The organism is Sorangium sp. So ce362 (genome assembly GCF_051519845.1).
Classification (GTDB): domain Bacteria; phylum Myxococcota_A; class Polyangia; order Polyangiales; family Polyangiaceae; genus Sorangium.
Window position 1 is genome coordinate 6,051,716 of record NZ_CP150332.1, and the last position, 22,973, is coordinate 6,074,688.

The following is a 22,973-nucleotide window of genomic DNA, read 5'->3' on the forward strand; positions in this document are numbered from 1 at the left end:
CACATGTCCCGGTCGATCGCGTCCGGCGGATGGACTGCTGTCCTCCGGAGGGGGACCCCGCTCGCGCCGCGTGGGGAATGATTTCCGTCACCCGCTGTTGTAAGGGGCCGCTGGCGCCTGGACCGCCGCGCTCAGCGGCGTCCCGTTCGCCGGCGCGGAGAGCTTCTTCCCTGCGCGGAGGGGTGCACGGCCGTGATCGAAATCAGCGACCTATACAAGTATTATGGCGACCGGAAGGCCATCGGGCCCCTGTCGTTCTCCATCGAAACGGGCGAGATCGTCGGGCTGCTCGGCCTGAACGGCGCCGGCAAGACGACGACGCTCCGGATCCTCGCCTGCGACCTCCTGCCATCCGCAGGCCGGGTCCTCGTGGACGGGCTGGATGTCGTCGACCACCCGCACGAGGTGCGGTCCCGCATCGGATATCTCCCCGATCGGCCGCCGCTCTACGAGGAGATGAGCGTGCGCGCGTTCCTCCACTTCGCGGCGCGCCTGCGCGGCGTCGAGCCCGGCGCCGCCGACAAGCGCGTGGCCGAGGCGCTCGCGGTGACGCAGCTCGAGGACGTCGCCGCCGATCCCATCAGCGCGCTGTCGCACGGCTACAAGCAGCGCGTCGGCATCGCCCAGGCGATCGTGCACAAGCCGCGGCTGCTCGTCCTCGACGAGCCGATCAGCGGCCTGGATCCGGTGCAGATCGTCGAGATGCGCTCCCTGCTCCGGAGCCTGCGCGGCGAGCACACCATCCTGCTCTCGAGCCACATCCTCTCCGAGATCAGCGAGACGTGCGATCGCATCCTCGTCATCCGGGACGGCGAGATCGGCGCGCAGGGCACCGAGCAGGAGCTCTCGGCGAAGCTCCTCCACGGCGTCCGGATCGAGCTCACGGTCCGCGGCCCCGCGGCCGAGGGCGCCGGCCACCGCGTGACGCGCGGCGAGGCGGCGCGGGCGCTCGAGCTCGCCCGCGAGATCGAGGGGGTCACGTCCGTCGAGCAGCTCGCCACGACCGAGCCGGGGAGCGACGTCGTGAGCTTCGCGGTCGAGGCCGATCGCGACGTGCGGGCGGCGCTGTGCGCCGAGCTCGTGCAGGCGGGGATCGGCATCCTCGAGGTGAAGCGGAGCGAGCGCGAGCTCGAGTCGGTGTTCCTGCGGCTCGCCACGCGCGCGCCGCAGGCGACGAAGGGGAGGCCCGCCGCCGCCGACGGGGCGAGGGCCGGCGGCCAGGCGAAGAAGGCCCCTGCCGGGGAGCAGGCGGAGGAAGGCGAGGGCGAAACATGAGAGGGACATTGCTCGTCGCGCGGCGGGAGCTGTCCGCGTACCTGAGGTCACCGCTCGGGTACGTCGTCGCCGCCGCGGCGTTGCTCATCGACGGCATCTACTTCCAGGTCGCGGCGCTCGGATCGGGCGCGCGGCTGTCGGCGGAGGTGCTGCTCAAGTTCTTCGACGGCACGGCGTTCATCACCATGGTCGCGGCGCTCATCCTCTCGATGCGGCTCATCGCCGGCGAGCGCGAGAGCGGGACGCTCATCCTGCTCAGGACGGCGCCCGTGCGCGACGGCGAGATCATCGTCGGCAAGTTCCTCGCCGCGCTCGCGCTGGTCGGCGTGATGACCGCGATCACGATCTACATGCCGCTGATGATCTTCGTGAACGGCAAGGTGTCCGTCGGGCACATCCTGGTCGGCTACTCCGGGGTGCTGCTGCTCGGCGCCGCGTCGCTCGCGATCGGGCTCTTCGCCTCGACGCTCGCGGCGAGCCAGGTCATCGCGGTCATCCTCGGGGCGGCGATCCTCGGGACGCTCGGCTTCCTGTTCCTCGTCGCCCGCGTGACGGCGCCGCCGCTCAACGACTTCGTGAGCGCGCTGAACCTCTACCCGCTCAACCAGAAGCCGTTCCTGAACGGCGTGCTCCGGCTGGAGAACGTCCTGTACTACGTCGCGGTCGCGTACTTCTTCCTGCTCGCCGCGACCCACACCCTCAGAGCACGGAGGTGGCGGTGAAGGACCAGAAGACTCAGGCCGACGAGGCCGAGATCAGCGGCGAGGAGGCGAGCGCCGCGCAGCGCGCCGCCGCGCCGGCGCCGGGCCCGGAGCAAGAGGCCCCGCCGGCTGGCGAGCCGGCGCCCGCCGCGCAGCCCGGGGCGCCCGCGCTGAGCGCCGGGGGCTGGATGGTGCCGGCGTACGCGGGCGCGCTCCTCGCCATCTTCCTGGGCGAGCGCGTGGTGCCCACGATCGATGGGCTCCGCTACGCGCTGTCGGGGCTCGGGCTGCTGACGCTCGTCCTCGTCACCGCGCTGCGCTTCGCGACGGCCGTGCGCGAGGCGGGCGAGCGCCGCGTCGTCGAGCGCGCGCTCGCGATCCTGTCGGCGCTCGGGGTCGTCGCGGTGGCGGCCTACTTCACGACGACCGACGCGGGGCGCGACCTGCTCGGCGTCTCGCAGGCCGCGCCCGAGCTGCGCGCGCGCATCGACGCGGCCACGATGGTCGGCTGGATCGCGCTGCTCGTCATCGCGACGGTGCCGCTGTTCTTCGGCGAGGCGGCGCTCGCGCCGATGCGGCGCGCCGAGCGCATCGAGGGCCGGCGCGTGCGCGCCGCGACGCTCTCGGGCGTGACGCTCGCGTTCGCGGCGGTCTACTCGGCGCTCTTCGTGTACGCGGCGAGCCAGCTCGATCTCAAGGCGGACTTCTCGTACTACCGCACGGCCCGCCCCGGCGACTCGACGAAGCGCGTCGCCGAGAGCCTGACCGAGCCGCTCAAGATCACGGCCTTCTTCCCGCAGCTGAGCGAGGTGGGCGCCGAGGTCGAGGGCTACCTGCGCGAGGTGAAGGCGGCGTCGCCGCAGATCACCGTGGAGATGCAGGACCGGCTGCTCGTCCCCGCGCTCGCCAAGGAGGCGAAGGTCACGCAGGACGGCGTCCTCGTGCTCTCGCGCGACACCTCGCGCGAGACGCTCACCATCGGCGCCGACATCAAGACCGCCGGCGCCAAGCTGAAGAGCCTCGACGCCGACTTCCAGAAGGCGCTGCTCAAGGTGATCCGCGCGCAGCGCACCGCCTACTTGACGGTCGGCCACGGCGAGATGAACGAGGCGACCTCCGCGGCCGAGGGGCGGACGGCCAAGAACCTCCGCAAGCTGCTCGAGTCCCAGAACTACGCCATCAAGGATCTCGGGCTCGCCCAGGGCCTCGGCAGCGAGCTCCCGAAGGACGCGAGCGTCGTCATCGTGCTCGGCCCGCAGAAGGAGTTCCTGCCGGAGGAGGTCGCGGCCCTCAAGCGGTACGCCGACGACGGCGGGCACCTCCTGCTCGCGCTCGATCCGGAGGCCAAGGTCGACCTGTCGCCGCTCGCCGGCGCCGTGGGCCTCACGTGGAGGCCCGAGGTGCTGGCGAACGATCGGGTCCACGTGCGGCGGCGCTTCAACGACTCGGACCACGCGATGCTGGTCACGACGCGGTACTCCTCGCACGCCTCGGTCTCGACCTTGAGCCGCCACGCGCAGCAGGCGCCGACGATCTTCCCGGGCGCGTCGTCGCTCGACAAGGTCGAGGGCGGCGACCTGAAGATCGACTTCGTCGTCCGCTCGCTGGGCGAGACGTTCGCCGACGCGAACGGCGACTTCAAGTTCGACGACGGGAGCGAGAAGCGGAGCGCCTACAACCTCGCCGCGGCGGTCTCGAAGGAGCTCGCGCCCGGCGACGGTGGCGGCAAGGACAAGAAGGAGCTGCGCGCGTTCGTGGTCGCCGACGCCGACGTGTTCAGCGACGCAGCATTCAGGAACGAGCCCAACATCGTGCTCGCGCTCGACGCGTTCCGGTGGCTCGGCGGCGAGGAGAGCTTCGCCGGGGAGATCACGACGAACGAGGACGTCCGGATCGAGCACACGAAGGAGAAGGACCAGGTCTGGTTCTGGGCCACGATCCTCGTGGCGCCGGCCATGGTGCTTGGGCTCGGGCTCTTCATCACGCGCCGCGGGCGGCGCGCGAGCGGGAGGCGCGCATGAGGTTGGATCGCAGCTTTTTCGTGCACCTCGGTCTTCTCGTGGTCGCGACCTTGTTCGCGGTCGTCGTCTGGACGCGCGACAAGACGGCGGCCGCGCTCTCGGTCGCGGACGTGACCGTCTGGGCCGGCCGCGCCGAGGACGTCGAGCGCATCGCCTTCGAGGGCAAGTCGAAGACGGTCGTCCTCGAGGCGAAGAAGGACAAGGACGGCCGTTACTTTGTCGGCACGGCCGAGCGCAGGACGACGCCCCCGGCCAGCAAGCCGAAGGACGATGTCCACGAGGACCACGGCGACGAGCCGCACGACGACCCGCCTGCGGAGCCGGAGCCGACGGTCAAGACGACGACGTTCGTCTCGGTGAGCGGCGGCAACAAGCTCGCCGAGACGATCGCGCCGCTGAAGGCCCTGCGCTCCATCGGCCGCATCGCGGACGATCGCGCCAGCGAGTTCGGCCTGGCCGAGCCGGAGGGCACGATCACCGTCAAGCTGCGCGGCGTAGAGCGCAAGCTGGTCGTCGGCGGCGCGACCCCGGGCGGCGCGGACCGCTACGCGCGCGACGAGGCCACCGGCGAGGTGTACGCCATCAAGGGCGACGTCTACCGCGATCTCGAGACCGCGGAGTCGCGGCTCATGGAGCGGGAGCTGCACGAGTGGAAGGACGTCGCTCTCACCCGGGCGCGCGTCATCGCGGGCGACAAGCGCCGCGAGCTCGTGCGCAGCGGCGATGAGGGCAAGAAGTTCTGGGCCGATCCAGCGAGCCCCGAGCAGAACGACGAGACCGTCGGCAACTGGATGAGCAAGCTCGACCGCCTCCGCCCCACGGAGTACCTGGCCGCTGCCCCGGAGCAGAAGGAGGTCGTGGCGCGGATCGAGTACACCGGCCGCTCGGGCGACATCGGCTTCATCGAGCTCGTGAAGGGGCCCCCCGGGGCGAGCGGCAAGCCCGACTACTTCCTGGTCACGGAGCGCACCCGCCTCTACGGCAAGGTGCCCGTGGGCGTCGCGGAGCAGGTCGAACAGGACGTCGGCGCCGTCGTCAAGTAGCCCCTGCGCCTCGCGAGCGCGCCCGGGGCAGCCCCCCGGCGCGCTCGCCGTTCCAGGGGCGCCGGCCGCGTCCCGCGGCGCAAGCTGCCCCGCCGGGATCGCTCTTTACTTGCCGTCCCGGGGCCGGTCCTGCAACGCTCGTGCGCAATGATCTTCCGACGATGGCCCACCCTGGCGCTGAGCGCTGCGGCGGCGCTCGCCACGGCGTGCAGCTCGCCGCCTCCACCGCAACCCGTAACGCCGGCGCCGGTCGTGACCGCGGCGCCCGAGCCGCCGGCCCCTCCTGCCCCGAAGCCCTGCAAGGCGCTCGACGAGCAGTGCCAGGCAGATGAGTCGACCCGGGCGAAGATCGCCGGGAGCTCGCTCGTGCTCACGCCCGCGAAGGGCTGGACCTACGCCCAGGCAGAGAGCGCCACGATCGCGCAGGCCGCGGACGAGGGCCCTGCCCTCGCGACGGCGCAGGTCGATACGGGCGAGGGCAAGCAGACGGCCGAGAAGCGCGACGCCGCGCTCGACGCGCTGGCGCGCGAGATCAACGTCACGCTGCCCAAGAAGAAGGTGAGCTGGAAGAAGCCCGACGACGTCAAGGAGATCGCCGGAAGGAAGATCGGCCTGTGGCAGAGGGAGGGCGCCGTGCGCGGGACCAGGAAGGGCCCGCTGCTGATCTTCGCCGACGCCGGCACGGACGGGGAGATCGTGATCGGGCTCGGCTTCGTGCCCGACGACGACAACTCCGGCGCCGACGCGACCATCCTGCAGTCGATCGAGTCGATCTCGGTCGCGGAGGAGTGATCTCGTGACGGCACCGAACGTCGCGCCGGGCAGCGTCGTCGCGGGGAGGTTCTCCGTCCGCTCGCTCCTCGGCTACGGGGGCGCGACGGCCACCTTCCGCGCGGTGACGGCGCAGGCGCGCGACGTCGCCCTCAAGCTGTACGCGCCGGCCATCGGACAGCGGCCGGACGCGATGCAGCACCTGCAGCGGTACGTGGCCGAGACGAACAGGCTGCCGCACGAGCTCGTCGCGCACATTCTCGAGGCCGGCTACGACCCGGGGACGGCCGCGCCCTTCACGGTGACGGACATGATCCACGTCCCGTCGCTCGCGGAGCTCGCGCAGCGCCGGCCCATGAGCTTCGAGGAGGTCGGGGCGATGCTCCGCTCGCTCGCGGCGGTGCTCGACGCGGCGCACGCGCGCGAGGTGCCCCACCACGGCATCAAGCCGACGAACCTGTTCATCGACCCGAGCGCTCCGGGCAGCGTGAAGGTCACCGATTTCGGGCCGTCCGTCGCGCGGAGCATGCTGCCGACGTCGGAGGGCTACGTCCTCTCCGCCCCGTGGCTCGCGCCCGAGCAGCTGCAGGCGGGCGCCCCGGCGGGCGCCGCCGCCGACATCTTCTCGGCGGCGCTGGTCGCCTTCTTCGCGCTCACCGGCCGCTCGTACTGGCGATCCTGCCAGGGTCAGGTGGACGTGCCGGCCTGGCAGCGCGAGCTCATGGCGCCGCGCCTGTCCGCGTCGGCGCGCGCCGCGGAGCTCGGCGTTCCGGTGAGCCCCGTGCTGGACGCCGCCTTCGCGCGCGCGCTGGCGCACGATCCGCGCGATCGTTTCCGCTCGGCGAGCGAGCTCGCGGCCATGCTCAGCGGCTTCTCGGCCGCGGCGATCGAGGTGGGCTCGACGCTCGCCCTGTCCCCCTCGGCGAACGAAGCGCCCGCGCCCGTGCCGCCGGCCCACGCCGTCCCCGCGGCGAGCGCGCCCGCGCCTCTGCCGGCGGCCGACGCGACGCAGCTGGCCCCTTCGCCTTTTTCACCATCGACGCAGCTGGCCTCCTCGCCTTTTCCGGCATCGACGCAGCTGGCCCTCTCGCCTTTTCCGGCATCGACGCAGCTGGCCCCCTCGCCTTTTTCACCATCGCCGCCGCCGCCCCCCGCGCCGTTTCCACCCTCGGCGGCCCTGTCATCTTCACCGCAGCCGCCGCCCCCTTTCGCTGACGCGAACCTCGGGCAGGCGCCGTCGCCTTCGGCCCAGAGCGCCGCTGCCGCATCCCCTCGGAGCGCCGGCGCGATGCTGACCGCGGTCAGCGCGCCGCGGTCGCCCTGGGGCAAGGCGGCTTCCCTGACGGTGGGCATCGCTGCGGTGCTGCTCGTCGGGGGCACGGCCGCCGCGTGGTACGTCATGGATCGCAGGGAAGAGCCGCAGCCGAGCCCCGCCGCGTCGACAACGGCGTCCTCCATGGCCCCCGTGCCGACGGCCGCGCCCGCGCTGCCCGAGCCGATCGCGAGCGCGCAGGCGGCCGATGCCGGAGCCCCGGCCACCGCGACCCCGATCGACGCAGGCGCCTCGACCGACGCGGGCGCGAAGACCGACGCGCTCGTGAAGATCTCCTGCAAGCCCGTCGCGTGCGAGGAGATCACCGTCGATGGCAAGGCGACCCGAGCCCCTGAGGTCGAGCTCGATCTCAAGCCGGGAGTGCACAAGGTCAGCGTCAAGCGCACCGGCTACTTCCCGCGGAGCATGAGCATCGTCGTCAAGGCTGGCACGCCGCTCGTGCAGGAGTTCCAGCTCACCGAGATCCCCCCGGCGCCGGCTCAGCCCGCGGGGCAAGCCACGAACAAGCCTTGCGGTAAGTTCCTCAAGCGCTGCAAGTAGCCGCGGTCCGCGCGCTCACGCGCGAGGGTGCGCCCGTCGGTACGCGGCGCGCACATGATCGTCGGCGAGGTGCGTGTAGATCTCGGTCGTCACCACGTTCGCGTGGCCGAGGAGCGCCTGGACGCTCCGGAGATCCGCGCCCCCCTCGAGCAGGTGCGTTGCAAAGGAGTGGCGGAGCTTGTGCGGCGAGCTCGGCTTGCCGATCCCCACGGCGCGCGCGTATCCCCCGAGGAGCTTCCACACCGCCTGCCGGGTGAGCGGCCCGCCGCGGGGGGACAGGAACAGCACCTGCGTCGCTGCGCTGCGCGGGTGCGTGGCGCGCGCCTCCAGGTAGGTGTCGATGGCCGCGAGCGCCGGCTCGCCGAGCGGCACGAGCCGCCGCTTCCCGCCCTTGCCGAGCGCCGTCACGATCCCCTTGCGCCGCTCGATGTCGGCGACCTTGAGGCGCACCACCTCGCTGACGCGCAGGCCGGCTGCGTACATCACGTGGAGCATCGCGCGATCGCGCAGCCCCTTGAAGGTCCCCTGCTCGGGCGCCTCGATGAGGAGCGCGATCTCGTCGAACGAGAGCACCTTGGGCAGCCGCCGCCCGACCCTGGGTCGCTCGATCAGCGCGCATGGATCCCGCTCGATGCAGCGCTCACGGAGCAGGAAGCGCATGAACCCGCGGACCGCAGAGAGGTGGCGAGCCGCCGAGCTCGCGCTGATACCCGCCTGACCGAGCGCGACCAGGTAGGTGCCGAGCAGCGCCTGGTCGATGCCGTCGACGGTCGAGATCCCGGTCGCCTCGGCATGGGCGACGAGCTTGGCGAGATCGTGCCCGTACGCCTCGAGCGTCAGGGGCGCCAGAGCCCGCTCGACGCGGAGGTGATCCAGGTATGCGTCCACCCAGGTCGCGAGGTCCACGGCCAACGCTACTGCGGAACCGGCCACGGACGCCAGAAAGCCGGGCGGAGCAGGTGCCCACAGGACGCCCCGGACGGCACCACGTCGTCCTTCCTTCCGGTCAGGAACCTCCCCGTCCTGGTTCCAGCCGGACGCGGAATGCGTCACAGTGGGCCTCGTGGTGTCAGCCTTCGAGGTCGTCGAGCCCCGCGGAGCGGAAAGCCCGGTCCTCGTCGAAGTACCGCACGCGGGTGTCCACATGGATCCCGAGTCGCTGTCCTGGACCATCGCGCCTGCGCGCAGCATCGGGCGCGACGCCGATCTCTACGTGGACGCGCTCTTCCAGGACGCTCCGGCCGAGGGAGCGACCCTCCTGTTCTCGCGGATGAGCCGGCTGGTCGTCGATCTCAACCGCAGCGAGTCCGACTGCGACGGCGATGCGGTCGAGGGCGGCGGTCGGGCGCCGTTCCCGAGGGGGCTCATCTGGCGCGTGACAACGGACGGCGAGCCCATCCTTGTCGCTCGACTTCCGAGGCGGGAGCTCGAGCGCCGGCTCGACCGCTTCTATCGCCCCTACCACCGTACCCTCAGCGAGATCCTCGCCCGCAAGCGCGAGCGCTTTGGCTTCGCGATCCTCCTCTGCGCCCACTCGATGCCGAGCCAGAGCCGCCGCGGCCATGCCGAGGGCGCGGTCGGCCGAGCCGACATCGTCCCCGGCACGCGCGGACGGACGACCGCCGCGAGCGCGGTGATCGACGCGGTCGATCAGCACGCGCGCGCCTGCCGCTTCTCCGTGCGTCATGACGACCCCTACAAGGGGGGGTTCAGTACCGCGCACTACGGCCAACCGCGCCGTGCCGTCCACGCCGTGCAGATCGAGATTGCACGCCGGCTGTACATGGACGAGCAATCCCTCGCCATGGATGGGCAAGGATTCACTACCGTGCGAGACTTCGGGCGCACCCTGGTCGCGCGGCTCACCTCGGCCGAGCTGCTTGGTCAGCTCCGCAGCAACCCCATCGACGTCCGTGAGATCTGATCCAGCTCCAGCAATGGAAAAGCCTTACGGAGAGGCGAACCGCGACCGCCCGCCAGCGAGCCGTCGCGCGATCGCCGAACGGGACAAGGCAGCTCCAGCCCAGGCGGAGGGCGCCGCGGCCGGTGACAGCCCGGCCGAACCGCCCCCGGCAGGGCCTTCGGCGGCGCCGCCCGGCGCCACGCCGGTCGAGCGGCTCTCCGGGTCGAGCCCAGCCATCTCGCTCGAGGAGACGCCGCCGAGCGCGCGCGAGCATGTCACCAAGCCGCTGCTCGCGTCCGAGGCGCTCATGGAGGACCTGGCGCCGATGCGTCCGGCGCAGGACGCGGCGCGGGTCTGGTGCGCCGTGGTGGGCGTGAGCTTCCTTCTGTTCGGTGGCCTGTCGGTCGCGGGGCTCCGCCCGGACGGCGTTGTCGCGGGGCCGCCTGCGTTCGTTCTGGGCATCGTCACGCTGTTCACCGCGCTCACGTCGGTGAGCTACAGGCAGCGCGCCGTCGCCATGGTGGTTCTGGGGACGATCGCGACCGTCATCGGCCTCCAGAGCTCCGGTCCCGCGGTCGGGTGGGGCGCTGCCCGGGCTGGGGCGGCGATAGCGCTGCCGGCGGCGCTCGTCTTCCGGTCCCGCTACAGGGCGTACACCGGCGCCCGGTGGCTGCTCGTCGTCGCGTTCCTTGTCGCGCTCCCCTCGTTCGGGCATGCCATCGCGCAGCTCGCCTTGCTCGACCCGCACCTGGGCCAGCTCGGCGCCCTGATGGTGATCCTGGCGGTGCTGTCGAGCCTCACCGGCTTCATGGGGTCGGAGACGACGGGCGCCGGTTCGTTCCTTGCGGTCGCGGTGGTGCTCGCCTTCACGGCCGACCTTGTCGTCGGCAGGCTCGCCCAGCTCAGCGCCTTCTCGCCGCGGGATCTCGTCAGCGTGCTCTCCGCAGGCCTGGCGTTCGCCGCGACGTCTGCGATCACGAGCCTTGGCCTGTTCCAGATCCTGGCCTGGCGTCTTGCCGCCGACGCCCGGCGTATCGATCTACACCGCCCCGAGAACGACAAGGAGGGCCGGGACCGGCGGCCGCCCTCGGGCGGCGAGTGGCTGACCTAGCTCCGCGGGCGGTCCACCGCCCCCTCCGCGGGCGATTTCCGGTGCATTGCGGCGAAGTACCCCCGGTGGACGCTTGACATGTCCCCCGGCTTCCTTCACTTTCCCGCGCTCCCGAGCCCCCCTGCTCCCCCGCGCAGGGCGTGCGCCCGGCCAGCTTGTTCGATACAGGATCGGGTACCGAGTCCGGTCCCCTTCCAACCGAGGACGTCATGGCGAAGAGCGACATCACTGGGAAGCGGAAGCTTCTGGCGCAGAATGTCTCCCACTCCAACATCAAGACGAAGCGCTGGCAGCTCGTGAACATCCAGACCCGGCGCGTCTGGGTCCCCGAGCTCAACCGCTTCGTGAAGCTCAACCTCACGACGCGTGACATCCGCACGATCGACAAGATCGGCGTCGTTGCCTACGCGAAGCGCTACGGCGTCACGCTCTAGCTGGAGCGGCGCTCGGTCGCGTCTGGAGCAGCGAGCCAGCGATAGCGACCCGGACGAGAAAACCGCCAGGACGCCAAGGGCACCAGGAGAACCGAGAGGTCCTCTTCGTGGTGTCCTTGGCGCTCTGGCGGTTTGATCACGTCTAGACCACCGTCATGGCCTCCGCGCTGACGCATCCGCCGGAGGTATGGCGGCCGCTTCGGTCCGGCCGATCGCTCGGCTCCCCTGCGTCGGCTTCGGCCGATCGCTCGGTCAGCCTGCGCCGGCGTCGCCTCAGCCCTCTGCTGGCGGTGTCCGTACCCCTGCCATGAATCCGGCCGCGAGGCTGGCCGCGCGCGCGTCGCGGTCGTCGCGCAGGACGGCGAGGGCGCCGGCGGCGCTCAGCTGCGTGCGGACGTCGTGGAGGGCCGCCTCGAGCGCGTTGCCGCGGAGGAGCGCGCCGAGGGCGGTCACGTCGAGCTTGGACCTGCCGGTCACCGCGATCGCGGCCGCGAAGGCGCTGCGCTGGAGGATCGCGATCGGCGCCGCCGCCGGCAGGGGCGTGCCTGGGGCGAGGCGCGTGATTCCGCGGCGCACCGGGACGGCGTCGCGCCCCAGCACGATGTCGAGCTCGGGCACGGTGATCCCATCGTCGGTGCGCGCGTAAGCCAGCGCCGCCACGGTACCCCATCCGTCGCAGGCGACGATCGCATCCGCGGGTCGCACCAGGTCCCCGACCGGCCACGGCGCCTGGAGCGCTGTCGCGCCCTCCGCGATCGTGGTCGACGCGGCCTCCACCTCGGCCGGGACCGCCTCGGCCAGGTCTTCGGCGGTCAGGGTCCCACCGGCGACCGGCCCGCCCACGGCCAGCAGCGCCCGCTCCACGTCGCGCGCCCGGAGCGCTATCGCGCCGAGCGAGCCGACCTCGCGGAGCAGCTCGGCGCGCCCGCTCGCGCCCGCGCGCTCGGCTGCGGCCACGCCGGCCCGAACCAGCTCCCGGAGGCGCGCGCGCCCGAGGTAGCCGTGCAGCAGGACCAGCATCCCGAGCGAGCGCGGAACCGCGACGCGCGCGGCCTCCGGCACGCTTTGCCCGTCGACGAACCCGCGCGGGCGCGGCGCGCCGCGCCCGGGCTGGATCGCCCGTCCATCGAAGGCCCGCGCGCCCACGCCGACGCCTGCCGCAAGCGCGACGGCAGGCGCGAGCAGCACGTCGGGCTGCTCGCCAGCTGCGGCGAAGAAGCCGGCGATGATCGCATCGATCGCGCTGCCGGACGACTCGAGCGCGGCCCGAGCGGCCGAAGCCGCGAACGCATCACTCGCCGTAGCCGCCGCGCCGCGGATCACTGCTCCTCGTCCTCGGCGACGAGGGTGTTCGGCATAGGCATGGTAGGCCTTACCACGGCGGAAGCTGTTGAGCGATCGGGCTTGCGCGCGAGCGACGCCGCGAGCTGGGACTTGATCTGCGGCGCGCGGTCGCCCTCGACGACCAGGAACACCTCACGCCGTCCGCGCAGGCGATCGGCGACGCGCTCGAGCGCGGCCGCTCCCATCGACGACGACTTTCCGAGCGCGCGCAGCCGTGTGTAGACGATCGGCCCGGGCGGCGGCGCGTCGCGCGCGACGTCGAGCACCGGGAGGACCTTCGCGGCGCGCGCGGTCGCCACGATGTCGTCGCGCTCCCAGATCCCGGAGGGCTCCCAGCAGCGCACGACCCCTTCGGCGGGCAGACGCTCGAAGAGCGCCGCGAGCTTCTTGCGGTTGCTCGCCGTCGGGCGGAGCGACGGCGGCGTCTGGAGCACGACGCACCGGGCCTCGAGCACGGACGCCACCTCGAGCGAGGTCGACAGCGCTTCGTCGAGCTCGTCCCCGGCCACGAGCTCGCCGACCACGCGCGGCAGCACCACGCTGAAGACGAAGCCCGGCGGCACCGCTTTGCGCCACTTGCGCAGCGTGGTCGCGCGGGGCAGCGACGTATCGAGCGGACGGAGCTCGACCAGATCGAAGCGATCTTTGTACTTCTGGATATCCCCCTTGAGCGAGGGCAGTCCGACGAGGAGGCGGGCCATCAGCGCGGACTCTTAACCCAGGTTGCGCGCCGATGCAGCGCGTGGCCGACCGCGGCGTGATTTCTCATTTGAGGCTCAAAGTCCTTGATTTATTCGAAGTGGAACCACTGCGTCGGGTTCTCCCGCAGAAAGCGCTCCATCTCCGCCGTGATCTGCCGCGCCGCGACGTCGAGCTCGGACGGTCCTGGCCTCCTGGGCAGCGAGATGGGCGGCGCGATGCAGATCTCGTACTCCATGAAGCCGGTCCGCCGGGTGAACACCGGGACGATCGGCGCGCCGCTCACCGCGGCGAGCTGGAGCGGCCCCTCCGGGACGCGCCAGGGCATCCCGAAGAGCTCGACATCGCGCCCGCGCATCCCGGACGGGAGGCGATCGATCTGGATGGCCACGACGCCTTGCCGCCGCAGGTGCGCGAGCAGCGGGAGCACCGCGAGCGGATCGTCATCCACGTGCTGCATCCGCACGCCGACCCGATCGCGCGCGCCGTCCTGGATGGCCTGCGCCCGGCTGTCGCGCTCGCGCTGCATCACGATCAGCACGTCGGCCGCGTGCACCGAGCGCAGCAGCGGCGCCGCGGCCTGCCATCCGCCGGTGTGCGCCGTGACGACGATCACGCCGCGGCCGCGCCGGAACGCGCTCGTGAAGTGCTCGTCGTTCACGCACAGGCCGGTGAGCCGCTCGGACCGGCTGCTGCCCGCGATGAACGCGTCGGTGAGGCAGCTGGCGAAGTTGATGAACACCCGGGCGACGTCGCGGTACTCGTCGAGCGCCCCCCGCTCGCCGAGCGCCAGCCGCAGGTTCCTGCGCACGGCCCGCCGGTGCTCCGGCAGCACGGCCCCGCAGACGAGCCCGAACAGCGCGGGGCTGTGCCGGACGAGGAGATCTGGGCCGTAGGTCACCCCGGCGTCGACCGCACGCCGCCAGAGGACGGAGTCGTGCCGGCGCAGATCGTCGAGGAGCGCTCGGAGCCTGGGGGGGAGATCCACGTTCTTGCTCGTGCGCGCGGCGTCTTGCCGGCGAACACCGTAGCGGATCATCGGCCGCCCGCGAAGGGCGCCCGAGCACCGCCGCGCCTCGGCGCTACGATCGACCTCGACGCCCTCTGCGCCTCAACCTGCACCGGGATCCTCGAGCGACCCGGCAGGCTCCGCCGCGTCGGGGCGCGTCGACTCACCGCAGCCCGCGCGGCGCATGCCCCACGCGGCGACGGCGCGCACGGAGGGGTCGTCGTGGGTGAGCGCCGCGGCGAGCGCGCGCTTCGCGCTCGCCGCGGCCTCGCCTTCCGCCCCGCGCGCGAGCCGGTTCGCAGCGACGATGGTCGCGTTTCTGGCGAGCCCGCCGCGCCGCGCGCGCCGCACCGGCGTCCCGACGGTCAGCGCGTCGAACTCTTGGTCATCCAGCGACGTGAGATCGTCGACGTCGCGCGCCTCCCATCGTGCGAGCGGATGGAACGGCGCGGTGCGATCGAGGGGCGGCGGCGCGGTCCTGTTGAACGGGCAGACCTCCTGGCACACGTCGCAGCCGAAGAGGTGCTCTCCCATGCCGGGCCGCAGCTCCTCGGCGGGCGCGCTTCGCTGCTCGATCGTCAGGTACGCGACGCAGCGCCGCGGATCGAGCACGAAGGGCGCATCGAACGCCTGCGTTGGGCACGCGTCGAGGCAGCGCGTGCACGAGCCGCAGCGCTCTGCGATGGGCACGTCGGGGACGAGCGGCAGCGTGGTCACCACCTCGCCGAGCAGCTGGTAGCTCCCCTGCCCCGGCGTGATGAGCAGCCCGTTCTTGCCGACGAAGCCGAGGCCGGCGCGCACCGCCCAGACGCGCTCCATCACCGGCTCGACGTCGCAGAGCGGCCGCGCGAGGACGGACGGCGCGAGCGACCGGATGAACGACGCGAGCCGCCGCAGCCGGCGCTTCAGGTGGTTGTGATAGTCCTGGCCGCGCGCGTACCGCGCGATGATCTGCGCGAGCGAAGGGTCGCGCCCCTCGCTGTCCTTGGGCCGGGCATACCTGCGGCCGACGCACACGACCGAGCGCGCCCCCTCGAGGATCGCGCCGGTGTCCACCCGGCGCCGCTGCTCCGCGTACTCCGCGAGGTAGCCCATCTCCCCGTGCATGCCCCGCTCGATGAACTCGAGGTACCGCGCGTGCTCGACCCCGAGCGGCTCGTCCGCGCGCGCGACGCCGACGACGTCGAACCCGAGCGCGAACGCCTGCTCGCGCACCAGCCGATCGTGCGTCGGTCGCTCCGAGCTCGTCTCGTCTGCGGGACGGTGGGCCTCGCGCTTGCTCATGGCCGTAGGATGGACCGCGGGGCGGACGGCGGCGCTGGCGTCACGCTCGGCCGCCGCGCACCGCGAGGGCTCACCCGGCGTGCCAGTCGCCGAGCAGCCGATCGAGCGTGATCGCGCACGCCGCGCGCACGCTCAGGTGGTTGTAGCCGGTGGTCGCGGCCGCCCGGATGGGCTCGATCCGGAGATCGGCGTCGTCGATGATCTCTGGCGCGAGCCCCCAGCCTGTGCCGAACAGGATCAGCACCGGGCGGCTCGCCTGCGCGAGGCGCGCGCGGGTCGCTGCATAGCTCGTCACCTGGAGCCCTCGCGAGGCCGCCGCCGTCGTCCAGACCTCGACGCCGGGGCGCCCGGCGCTGCTCAGCGCGCCATACACGTCGTCCAGGCTCGAGACCACGCTCAGCACATCGAGCGCGACGGCGCGATCGGGGATCCGGCGCTTGCCGGAGCCGAGCACCCAGTGCTCCCTGATCCGCTCTGCCAGCGCGCGCTGTGCGGCCACCGGGTGCACGACGAACAGCCGCTCGGCCCCGTACGTGCGCGCGCTCCGCGCCATGTCGTGCAGATCGAGGTTCGTGATCGCGGTGGTCACCGTCTCGCCGGAGCGGTCGAGCACCGGGTAGTGGACGAGCGCGAGCGCGAGTCTCATCGTCGCACCTCGCCGCCCTCGTCCGGCGGAGGCTGTCCTCCGCGCGTCTTGCACCAGAGGTCGGGCCGGCGCTCGGCCGTGCGCTGCTCTGCCTGCGCCCGTCGCCAGCGAGCGATCACCGCGTGGTTCCCCTGCTGCAGCACCTCGGGCACCTTGTGTCCGCGGAACTCCACGGGGCGCGTGTACTGCGGGTACTCCAGGAGCCCGGACAGCGCGGGGCTATGCGACTCGTGCTCCGCCGACCCCGCGTTGCCCAGCACCCCTGGGAGCAAGCGCACGCACGCATCGATCACCGCCATCGCCGCCACCTCGCCGCCCGTCATCACGAAGTCGCCGAGCGAGATCTCCTCGTCGACGAACGCGCGCACCCGCTCGTCGAACCCCTCGTACCGGCCGCACACGAGCGCGACGGCAGGGCGCGCCGCGAGCTCGATGGCCTTCTCCTGGCGGAAAGGCTGCCCCTGCGGCGTGAGCAGCACCCGGTGCGCGCGCTGCGCAGGGCCCGAGGGCGCCGTCGCCTCTCCGGAAGGCGCGCCCGCCGGCTCGCCCTCGACGGCGGCCTCGTCGAGCGCCTCCAGGCAGCGGACGATGCAGTCGACGCGCATCACCATGCCCGAACCGCCGCCGTAGGGCGTGTCATCCACGCTCCGGTGCCGGCCGAGGCCGAACTCGCGCGGACTGCGCGTCCGGACCGCGAACGCGCCCGAAGCGAGCCCGCGCCCGACCATGCCGATCGCCAGAAATCCCTCGAAGAGCTCGGGAAACAGGGTGACTACATCGATGCGCATCGAACTTGCCGCGGCGGGCCGCCTCGCGCCGGACGGCGGCTCAGACGAGGCCTTCCAGCGTCACCAGCTGGACGATCTGCTGCTCCACGTCCACGCTGCCGACGAAGCTCTCGGTCAACGGGATCTCGATCGAATCTGCGCCGCGCCGCTCAACGACCAGCACGTCGCAGGTCGGGTACGACTGGAGCGACCTCACGTGCCCGAGCAGGTCGCCCTCTGGGGTCATCACGCGCGCCCCCTCGATGTCGCACGCGTAGAACTCGCCCTCGGAGAGCGGCGCGAACGCGTCCCGCGGCACGCACACCGCCGCGCCGCGCAGGGCCTCGGCCGCGTCCCGACCGTCGATCCCAGCGAGCCGCACGAGCAGCGCCTTGTCGGTGGGGCGCGCCGCGACGATCTTCGCGTCCCGCTCGGCGCCATCGGGGAGGCGCAGCCTGATCGGAGGCCGCGCGAGGAGCAGGTCGGATGATTCGTTGTAGATACGAAGCCGGAGCTCCCCCTGGACGCCATGCGGCCGGGCGATCTCCGCGACGGGGACGTAGCGTCGCTCCACGTTGGGTCCGCCTCAGTCGAGGATGTCGAGGTGTGCGCGCCGCCCCGACTTGCTCGCAGCGGCGCTCAGCAGTGTCCTGATCGACTGCGCGGTGCGCCCGTCCTTGCCGATCACCTTGCCGATGTCCTCGCGCGCGACCGTCAGCTCGATCCGGGGGAAGCGGTCGCCCGCCACCTCGCGAACGACGACCCGGTCCGGCTGGTCGACGAGCGCGCGGGCGACGAGCGCCACGAGATCGACCAGCGGAGACGTCGAGGAGACCATGCTACTTCGCGGCGTCCGCCGGAGCGGCTGCCTGGGCGAGCCCAGGGTGCTTCAGGAGCAGCGCCACCGTGTGCGTCGGCTGGGCGCCGTTCGAGATCCAGTGCCTCACGCGGGGCACATCGAGGCGGATCTCGGTCCTGCGCGGGTCGTACGTGCCCAACCGCTCGATGAACCGGCCGCCGCGCGGGCTGCGCTGGTCGGCGACGACGATGCGGTAGAAGGGCGTCTTCTTGGTGCCCGCGCGGGCGAGGCGAATATGAACGGCCATCTGTAGAACCTCGATCGATATGGAAGAGCCCGTGCTCACGTTGCGCACGGTCTGCTCTGAAGCGCCGGAGCGTAGCTTGTTCAGTGCTCGGCGCCAGAAGTGGGGGCGCAACCTAGGCGAAGTTCCCACCTCCGGTCAACCCCGCACGAACGTGGTCATCTCGACCAAGGACAATTTTTCGGCCCACGCCGCTCGGCGCCCTGCCGCGCACGGCGACCCAAGGACTGGGAGCGCGGACGCAGCAGACTGACCGGACGAGCTCGCTTCAGGCAACTTCAGGCAAGAAGACGAGCTCGCTTCAGGCAAGAAACGGAGTCCCATGCGCGCGCATCGAAGGATGCCAGTGTGCCCGTTTTTCGGGATTTACGGGGAGAGCGTGGAGGGTGTCGGGGACGTCCCGCGGACTTTGCCGCCGGGGCGGCGTCTCGCGTTTCCACGGGGACCGCGAAGGGGGCGTGCTACACGTGGTTTTAGCCCAGGTCGAGGATGATGACGCCCCGGTTGGGATCGTCCTCTTCCGTATCGGGAAGACGACGAGGAGCGGGGTAGCGTTCGATCGGCAGCTCGAGGCGCGGTCGAATTTCTTCGCTTCTTGACCGATCCTTCTCTTCTTCGCGCTGCCGTATTTGCTCGATGATGAACGGAGGAAGCATCGACTAACCCCGTAGAGTGCTCGGCCGAGTTGGTCGAACGAGGCCTGCGAGAAAGCACCCCGCTCTTACAAAGCGAATCTAGCAATGTGAGATGGCGGGTCAAGGTTATCGCTCGGGCTGACAGTGGTATGTTCGCGGCGCTCATGACGCGGCACGGCGCGTGGCTTGCGCACGCATCCTTCGAATTTCACAGGGATCATCGGCGTCTGTCGGTGCGCCGGCGGGCCACATCCTGCTCCCTCCGGATCGCGCTGATCGCGCTGATCGCCCTGATGGCGCTGCTCGCGCCCGCCCGAACAGCGAGCGCTGCCTTCGACGTGAACGACACGAGCTGGGAGGGGTGCTCGGAGTTTCTCGAGATCGCGCGCGCGGAGCTCGGCGTCGCCAGGGTCCACCCCGTCGCTGTGCTCGACTGGAGCCAGGTCGGCCCGGAGGACGGCATCCTCGTGCTCCATCCGCAGCAGGCGCTCGACGCTGACGAGACGACCTCGTTCATGAAGGCCGGCGGGCGGCTCGCCATCGTCGACGATTTCGGCCGCGGCGACGACACGCTCCGGCGGTTCCAGATCGAGCGCGTCCCGACGCCAGCCCGGCCGCTCGCCGCGCTCCGGAACCGCCCCGCCCTCGCCATCGCGGAGCCCGTCGCCGACGCCGTCGGGGGCAACTCCATCGGTCGGCACCCCGTCGTCAGCCACGTCGAGCGGCTCGTCACGAACCACGCGACCGGCCTCCGGCACCCGAACCTCTCGCCCGTGCTGCGGATCCGCGCCGTCAGCGAGCCGGACGTGATCGTCGCCGTCGCCGGGCAGGTCGGCAAGGGCCGGCTCTTCGCGATGGGCGACCCGTCGGCGCTGATGAACATGATGCTCCGGTACCCGGGCAACCGCGCCTTCGCCTCGGGCCTGACCCGCTACCTGGTCGACGAGGATGGCGCGGAGCCGCGCCGAGGCCGCCTCTACATCGTCGCGAACCGGTTCGACGAAGAGAGCTCGTTCGGCGGCGAGACGTCGCTCCGCAAGGACTTCGACGCGCAGCTCAAGGCGCTCGCGAACGCCGTCGAGGACGCCCGCCGCGACGGGCTCCCCGGCGGCGCCCTCCTCGCCCTCGCCGCCCTCGCCGGCCTCGCCCTCGCGATCTGGACCGCGCGCGCCTCGGCGAAGCCCTACCGAGGCCCGCTCCCTCGATACGCCCGTCCCACGCCGCTCGTCGCGCAGGGGGGCGCCGCCGGGCGCTTCGCCGTCCTCGCCGCCCCCTCGTCCCCGCGCGGGCTCGCGTTCCTCGAGCTGAAGAGCGCGCTCTTCGAGGCCCTGTCCGTGCGCTTCGGTCTCGAGGCCAACCCGGCGCAGGAGACGGTCGCGCGGCTCGTGGCCCGAGAGGGATCTCTTGACGAGCGAGCCCTCTCGGCTTTCAAGGAGGTTCTGGGCACCATGTACCGAGTCGAAGCGTCCGTCGTCGCCGGCAAGCCGGCGAGCGTGTCCAGGCCCGCGCTCCTGCACGCCGCCGGCGTCGTGCGGAGCGTCCTCGCCGCCTGCGGCGCCGACGGCCGGAGGCCACCGCGGGGGCCTCACCCCGGCGCGCCTGCCGACCCTTCGACGGCGTCCCCGGAGGCGCGGCCCTCACCGGCGGAAGCGAAGCTCGCAACACCACCCTCTGACAAAGGCGCTCGATGAACCAGGTTCAGGCCGTCGCCGTCGACGAAATCTCCGCTGCCAGGGAGCGGATCGAGGCGGTCCGGCGGGAGATCACGCGCGTTTACATCGGATCGCCGCGCGCGATCGATCTGATGCTCACCGCCCTGCTCGCGCAGGGGCACGTGCTGCTGGAAGGCGTGCCCGGCGTCGCGAAGACCACGCTGGTCAAGGCGTTCGCGGCGGCGCTGGGCGCGTCCGTCCGGCGGATCCAGTTCACGCCCGACCTCCTGCCCGCCGACATCACGGGGACGTACGTCCTGTCGCCCAAGGAGGGGACCTTCACGCTGCGCCCCGGCCCGATCTTCGCGAACCTCGTGCTCGCTGACGAGATCAACCGCGCCCCGGCGAAGACCCAGTCGGCGCTCCTCGAGGCCATGCAGGAGCGGCAGGTGACGATCGAGGGCGATCGCTTCGAGCTGCCGTCGCCCTTCATGGTGCTGGCGACGCAGAACCCGATCGATCTCGAGGGGACCTACCCGCTGCCGGAGGCGCAGATCGACAGGTTCCTCATCCGCGTGAGCATCGGCTACCCGCAGCACAAGGACGAGGTGGCGATGCTCCGCGCGCACAACGTCGAGCCGCCGCGGGCGCGCGCGACGCTCGCCGTCCAGGACCTCCTCATGCTGCAGGGCGTCGCGCGACGGATCCACGTCGAGGAGGACCTGTACGACTACGCGGTGAACCTCACGGGGTTCACGCGGACGCACCCTCGCGTGCTGCTCGGCGCATCGCCGCGCGCCACGCTCGCGCTGCTCCAGGCGGCCAAGGCGGCGGCGGTGATCGGCGGGCGCCCGTTCGTGACCCCGGACGACGTGCGCGGCATGGCGCCCGCGGCGCTCGCGCACCGCCTGGTGCTCGTGCCCGAGGCCGACGTGGATCCGAAGGCGCGCGACGCGATCATCGACGAGGCGGTGCAGCGCGTGGGTTACCGGCGCGCGGCGCGGCCGGCGTAGATCCCCCATGCAGCTCTATCCCACGCGCACCGCCGCCCACCTGGCCATCGCCGGCGTCGCGGTCATGGGCGCAGGGCTCATCGCGCGCGAGCCGGCGATCGTCGGCTGGGGCGGGGCGATCCTGGTCGCGATCGCGCTCGCCCGCGGCGTGACGCTTGTGTCGGTGGCGCGCATCCGCGCGGCCGGGTTCGAGATGCTCTGGAGCGGCTCGCGGCGTGTCCTCCGGTCCGCGCGCGGAGGCACCGTGGAGATCGAGGCCGAGGTGCGGAACCGCGACACGCTCGCGGCCCGCTACGTGAAGCTGCGCGCGATCGCCTCGTCGCAGCTCGACGTGCGCATCGAGCCGAGCCGAGGAGAGGTCTCCGCCTCGGGGCGGCTCAAGGTGAAGGTCGTCGTGCGCACGCCGCGCGTCGGCCAGCACGGGCTGCACGGGCTCGCGCTCGAGGTGCACGGCGCCCCGGGCCTCTTCGAGGTGCCCCTGACCTTCGCGAACCCGTACGGGATCGAGGTCCTCCCGCGGCCCTTCATGGCGTACCTCACGCAGCCGCGCGGCGGGCGCAGCCACCTGCTCGCGGCCTCCGGCAAGCCCGGGCGCGTGCGCGGCGAAGGCGACGACCTGCGCGAGCTGCGAGAGCACCAGCCGGGGGATCCCTTCCGGAAGATCGCGTGGAAGGCGAGCGCGCGCCGCGGCACGCTGCTCGTGCGGGAGTTCGAGCGCGAGGAGCGGGATGTGGTCTGGATCCTCGTCGACGCGGCCGTGGAGCTCTGGGCGGGCCCGCTCGGCCGCGCTCCGCTCGATCTCATGATCGACGAGGCCTCGGCCGTCGCCACGAGGCACCTCGGGCGCGGCGATCGCGTCGGGCTCATCCTCCTGGCGCCCGGCCCTCGCGTGACGATCACGCCCGACCACGGCCCTGGGCACGGCCAGAAGATCGCGCATGCGCTCACCGTCGGGTGCGGCACGTACGACGCGGATCGGAGCGAGCTCGACGAGGCGGACGTCGCTGCGCGCGTCCTCGAGCACCTCAGGCCGCTCGACGCGCGAGGCCTCGATGACCTGCGCCGCGGCGACCTCGACCGGCTGGCCGCCCGCGCCGAGTCGATGCGCGCCCGTGCGCCGTTCTCGGCGCCGGCGCCGCTCGGGCGCTCGCAGCGCGAGCGCACGCTGCGCCGCTACCTCGCGAGCTACGGCATCGAATCGCCCGCGCGGTCCGAGCTGGATCGACGCGATCCCACCGTGACCGTCGCGGAGTCGCTCACGCACATCGCGCGCAGCAAGCCGCGCGCGAGCATGGTCTACGTCCTGGCGCCGCCGCCCGCCGACGCGCAGCTGAGCCGGCTCTCGGAGGCGGTGCGACGGCTCTCGCGGAAGGCGATCCACGTGATGTGGACGCTCCCCGATCTCGAGCCGGGGCTCGCTCCTCCCTGGGAGGCGCCGCGACCGCTGGAGAGCGACGGGGACGAGCAGCAGAGGAGCCCCACGCCGGCAGACAAGGCGTTCCAGGAGCTCGCGCCCATCGCGGCCGAGGCCGTGCTCATCCGCGCGCGGGTGGCGCAGACCCGCCGCGAGGCGGTGCTCCGCAAGGTCGGCGTGCGCGTCGCGCGGCTTCGCTCCACGCCCGCGGCCGCGCCGAGCGCAGCCGCTGCAGCGCCCCACGAAGGGGCGCCCCCACCGCAGACCTGAGGTCG

General features: G+C 72.2%; 23 protein-coding genes. 12 read left to right on the forward strand and 11 right to left on the reverse strand.

Going from position 1 to position 22,973, the window contains the following annotated elements:
* Window positions 1–192 precede the first annotated feature (192 nt).
* From WMF17_RS23060 to WMF17_RS23085, 6 genes are all read left to right on the forward strand, one after another.
* Complete coding sequence (locus WMF17_RS23060; RefSeq protein WP_437595230.1) at window positions 193–1,275, forward strand: ABC transporter ATP-binding protein; 1,083 nt, start codon at window positions 193–195, stop codon at window positions 1,273–1,275.
* Entirely contained in the window at window positions 1,272–1,997 is a 726-nt protein-coding gene (locus WMF17_RS23065; protein ID WP_437475460.1) for an ABC transporter permease, read from the forward strand. Before WMF17_RS23060 ends, WMF17_RS23065 begins: the two co-directional genes overlap by 4 nt.
* Window positions 1,994–3,997 carry a Gldg family protein gene (locus WMF17_RS23070; protein WP_437595231.1) on the forward strand — a complete coding sequence of 668 codons (2,004 nt, stop codon included), beginning with the start codon at window positions 1,994–1,996 and terminating at the stop codon, window positions 3,995–3,997. Before WMF17_RS23065 ends, WMF17_RS23070 begins: the two co-directional genes overlap by 4 nt.
* Window positions 3,994–5,040, forward strand: coding sequence for a DUF4340 domain-containing protein (locus WMF17_RS23075; protein WP_437595232.1), 1,047 nt, complete (start codon window positions 3,994–3,996; stop codon window positions 5,038–5,040). Before WMF17_RS23070 ends, WMF17_RS23075 begins: the two co-directional genes overlap by 4 nt.
* 147 nt (window positions 5,041–5,187) lie before the next feature.
* A complete protein-coding gene (locus WMF17_RS23080; RefSeq protein WP_437595233.1) occupies window positions 5,188–5,832 on the forward strand; it encodes a hypothetical protein in 645 nt (214 codons plus the stop codon).
* A gap of 4 nt (window positions 5,833–5,836) precedes the next feature.
* Entirely contained in the window at window positions 5,837–7,684 is a 1,848-nt protein-coding gene (locus WMF17_RS23085) for a serine/threonine protein kinase (protein ID WP_437595234.1), read from the forward strand.
* A gap of 15 nt (window positions 7,685–7,699) precedes the next feature.
* Here WMF17_RS23085 and xerD read toward each other — a convergent pair whose 3' ends face one another.
* Window positions 7,700–8,590: a site-specific tyrosine recombinase XerD gene (xerD, locus tag WMF17_RS23090; protein WP_437595235.1), complete on the reverse strand. Its 891-nt coding sequence runs from the start codon at window positions 8,588–8,590 to the stop codon at window positions 7,700–7,702.
* A gap of 160 nt (window positions 8,591–8,750) precedes the next feature.
* Between xerD and WMF17_RS23095 the strand changes: the two genes are divergently transcribed.
* The 3 genes from WMF17_RS23095 to rpmB all read left to right on the forward strand — a co-directional run bounded on the left by WMF17_RS23095 (window position 8,751) and on the right by rpmB (window position 11,132).
* Entirely contained in the window at window positions 8,751–9,608 is an 858-nt protein-coding gene (locus WMF17_RS23095) for an N-formylglutamate amidohydrolase (RefSeq protein ID WP_437604297.1), read from the forward strand.
* A 13-nt stretch (window positions 9,609–9,621) separates the two neighbouring features.
* On the forward strand, window positions 9,622–10,698 hold the full coding sequence (locus tag WMF17_RS23100; RefSeq protein ID WP_437643276.1) for a hypothetical protein: 1,077 nt from the start codon (window positions 9,622–9,624) through the stop codon (window positions 10,696–10,698).
* 209 nt (window positions 10,699–10,907) lie between these two features.
* Window positions 10,908–11,132, forward strand: coding sequence for a 50S ribosomal protein L28 (gene rpmB, locus WMF17_RS23105; protein WP_020737334.1), 225 nt, complete (start codon window positions 10,908–10,910; stop codon window positions 11,130–11,132).
* Between the two features lie 273 nt (window positions 11,133–11,405).
* Here rpmB and WMF17_RS23110 read toward each other — a convergent pair whose 3' ends face one another.
* The 10 genes from WMF17_RS23110 to WMF17_RS23155 form a co-directional block, all read right to left on the reverse strand.
* Window positions 11,406–12,455, reverse strand: coding sequence for a hypothetical protein (locus WMF17_RS23110; protein WP_437595237.1), 1,050 nt, complete (start codon window positions 12,453–12,455; stop codon window positions 11,406–11,408).
* Window positions 12,452–13,177, reverse strand: a complete 726-nt coding sequence (locus WMF17_RS23115; protein ID WP_437595238.1) for a DUF72 domain-containing protein — start codon at window positions 13,175–13,177, stop codon at window positions 12,452–12,454. The genes WMF17_RS23110 and WMF17_RS23115 overlap by 4 nt, the downstream gene beginning before the upstream one ends.
* An 89-nt stretch (window positions 13,178–13,266) precedes the next feature.
* Window positions 13,267–14,214 (reverse strand): lysophospholipid acyltransferase family protein, encoded by a 948-nt coding sequence (locus tag WMF17_RS23120; RefSeq protein WP_437595239.1) that lies wholly within the window; start codon window positions 14,212–14,214, stop codon window positions 13,267–13,269.
* Between the two features lie 72 nt (window positions 14,215–14,286).
* The gene (queG, locus tag WMF17_RS23125) at window positions 14,287–15,468 is read right to left on the reverse strand and encodes a tRNA epoxyqueuosine(34) reductase QueG (RefSeq protein WP_437643278.1); all 1,182 of its coding nucleotides are present in this window, start codon (window positions 15,466–15,468) and stop codon (window positions 14,287–14,289) included.
* 70 nt (window positions 15,469–15,538) lie between these two features.
* Window positions 15,539–16,114 (reverse strand): RNA methyltransferase, encoded by a 576-nt coding sequence (locus WMF17_RS23130; protein WP_437595241.1) that lies wholly within the window; start codon window positions 16,112–16,114, stop codon window positions 15,539–15,541.
* The gene (gene trmD / locus WMF17_RS23135) at window positions 16,111–16,902 is read right to left on the reverse strand and encodes a tRNA (guanosine(37)-N1)-methyltransferase TrmD (protein ID WP_437595242.1); all 792 of its coding nucleotides are present in this window, start codon (window positions 16,900–16,902) and stop codon (window positions 16,111–16,113) included. Before trmD ends, WMF17_RS23130 begins: the two co-directional genes overlap by 4 nt.
* 40 nt (window positions 16,903–16,942) lie before the next feature.
* Window positions 16,943–17,455, reverse strand: coding sequence for a ribosome maturation factor RimM (gene rimM, locus WMF17_RS23140; protein ID WP_437595243.1), 513 nt, complete (start codon window positions 17,453–17,455; stop codon window positions 16,943–16,945).
* Between the two features lie 12 nt (window positions 17,456–17,467).
* Entirely contained in the window at window positions 17,468–17,719 is a 252-nt protein-coding gene (locus WMF17_RS23145; protein WP_437572994.1) for a KH domain-containing protein, read from the reverse strand.
* Window position 17,720: 1 nt separating this feature from the next.
* A complete protein-coding gene (gene rpsP / locus WMF17_RS23150) occupies window positions 17,721–17,987 on the reverse strand; it encodes a 30S ribosomal protein S16 (RefSeq protein WP_012237071.1) in 267 nt (88 codons plus the stop codon).
* Between the two features lie 470 nt (window positions 17,988–18,457).
* Complete coding sequence (locus WMF17_RS23155) at window positions 18,458–18,640, reverse strand: hypothetical protein (protein ID WP_437475505.1); 183 nt, start codon at window positions 18,638–18,640, stop codon at window positions 18,458–18,460.
* A 212-nt stretch (window positions 18,641–18,852) separates the two neighbouring features.
* On the opposite strand from WMF17_RS23155, the gene WMF17_RS23160 reads away from it, so the two are divergent.
* From WMF17_RS23160 to WMF17_RS23170, 3 genes are read left to right on the forward strand one after another with little or no spacing between them, the layout of a single operon-like run.
* Window positions 18,853–20,310, forward strand: a complete 1,458-nt coding sequence (locus WMF17_RS23160; protein ID WP_437595244.1) for a DUF4350 domain-containing protein — start codon at window positions 18,853–18,855, stop codon at window positions 20,308–20,310.
* Window positions 20,307–21,284, forward strand: coding sequence for an AAA family ATPase (locus WMF17_RS23165; protein ID WP_437595245.1), 978 nt, complete (start codon window positions 20,307–20,309; stop codon window positions 21,282–21,284). The genes WMF17_RS23160 and WMF17_RS23165 overlap by 4 nt, the downstream gene beginning before the upstream one ends.
* Window positions 21,285–21,291: 7 nt before the next feature.
* Window positions 21,292–22,968, forward strand: a complete 1,677-nt coding sequence (locus WMF17_RS23170) for a DUF58 domain-containing protein (RefSeq protein ID WP_437595246.1) — start codon at window positions 21,292–21,294, stop codon at window positions 22,966–22,968.
* Window positions 22,969–22,973: the final 5 nt, after the last annotated feature.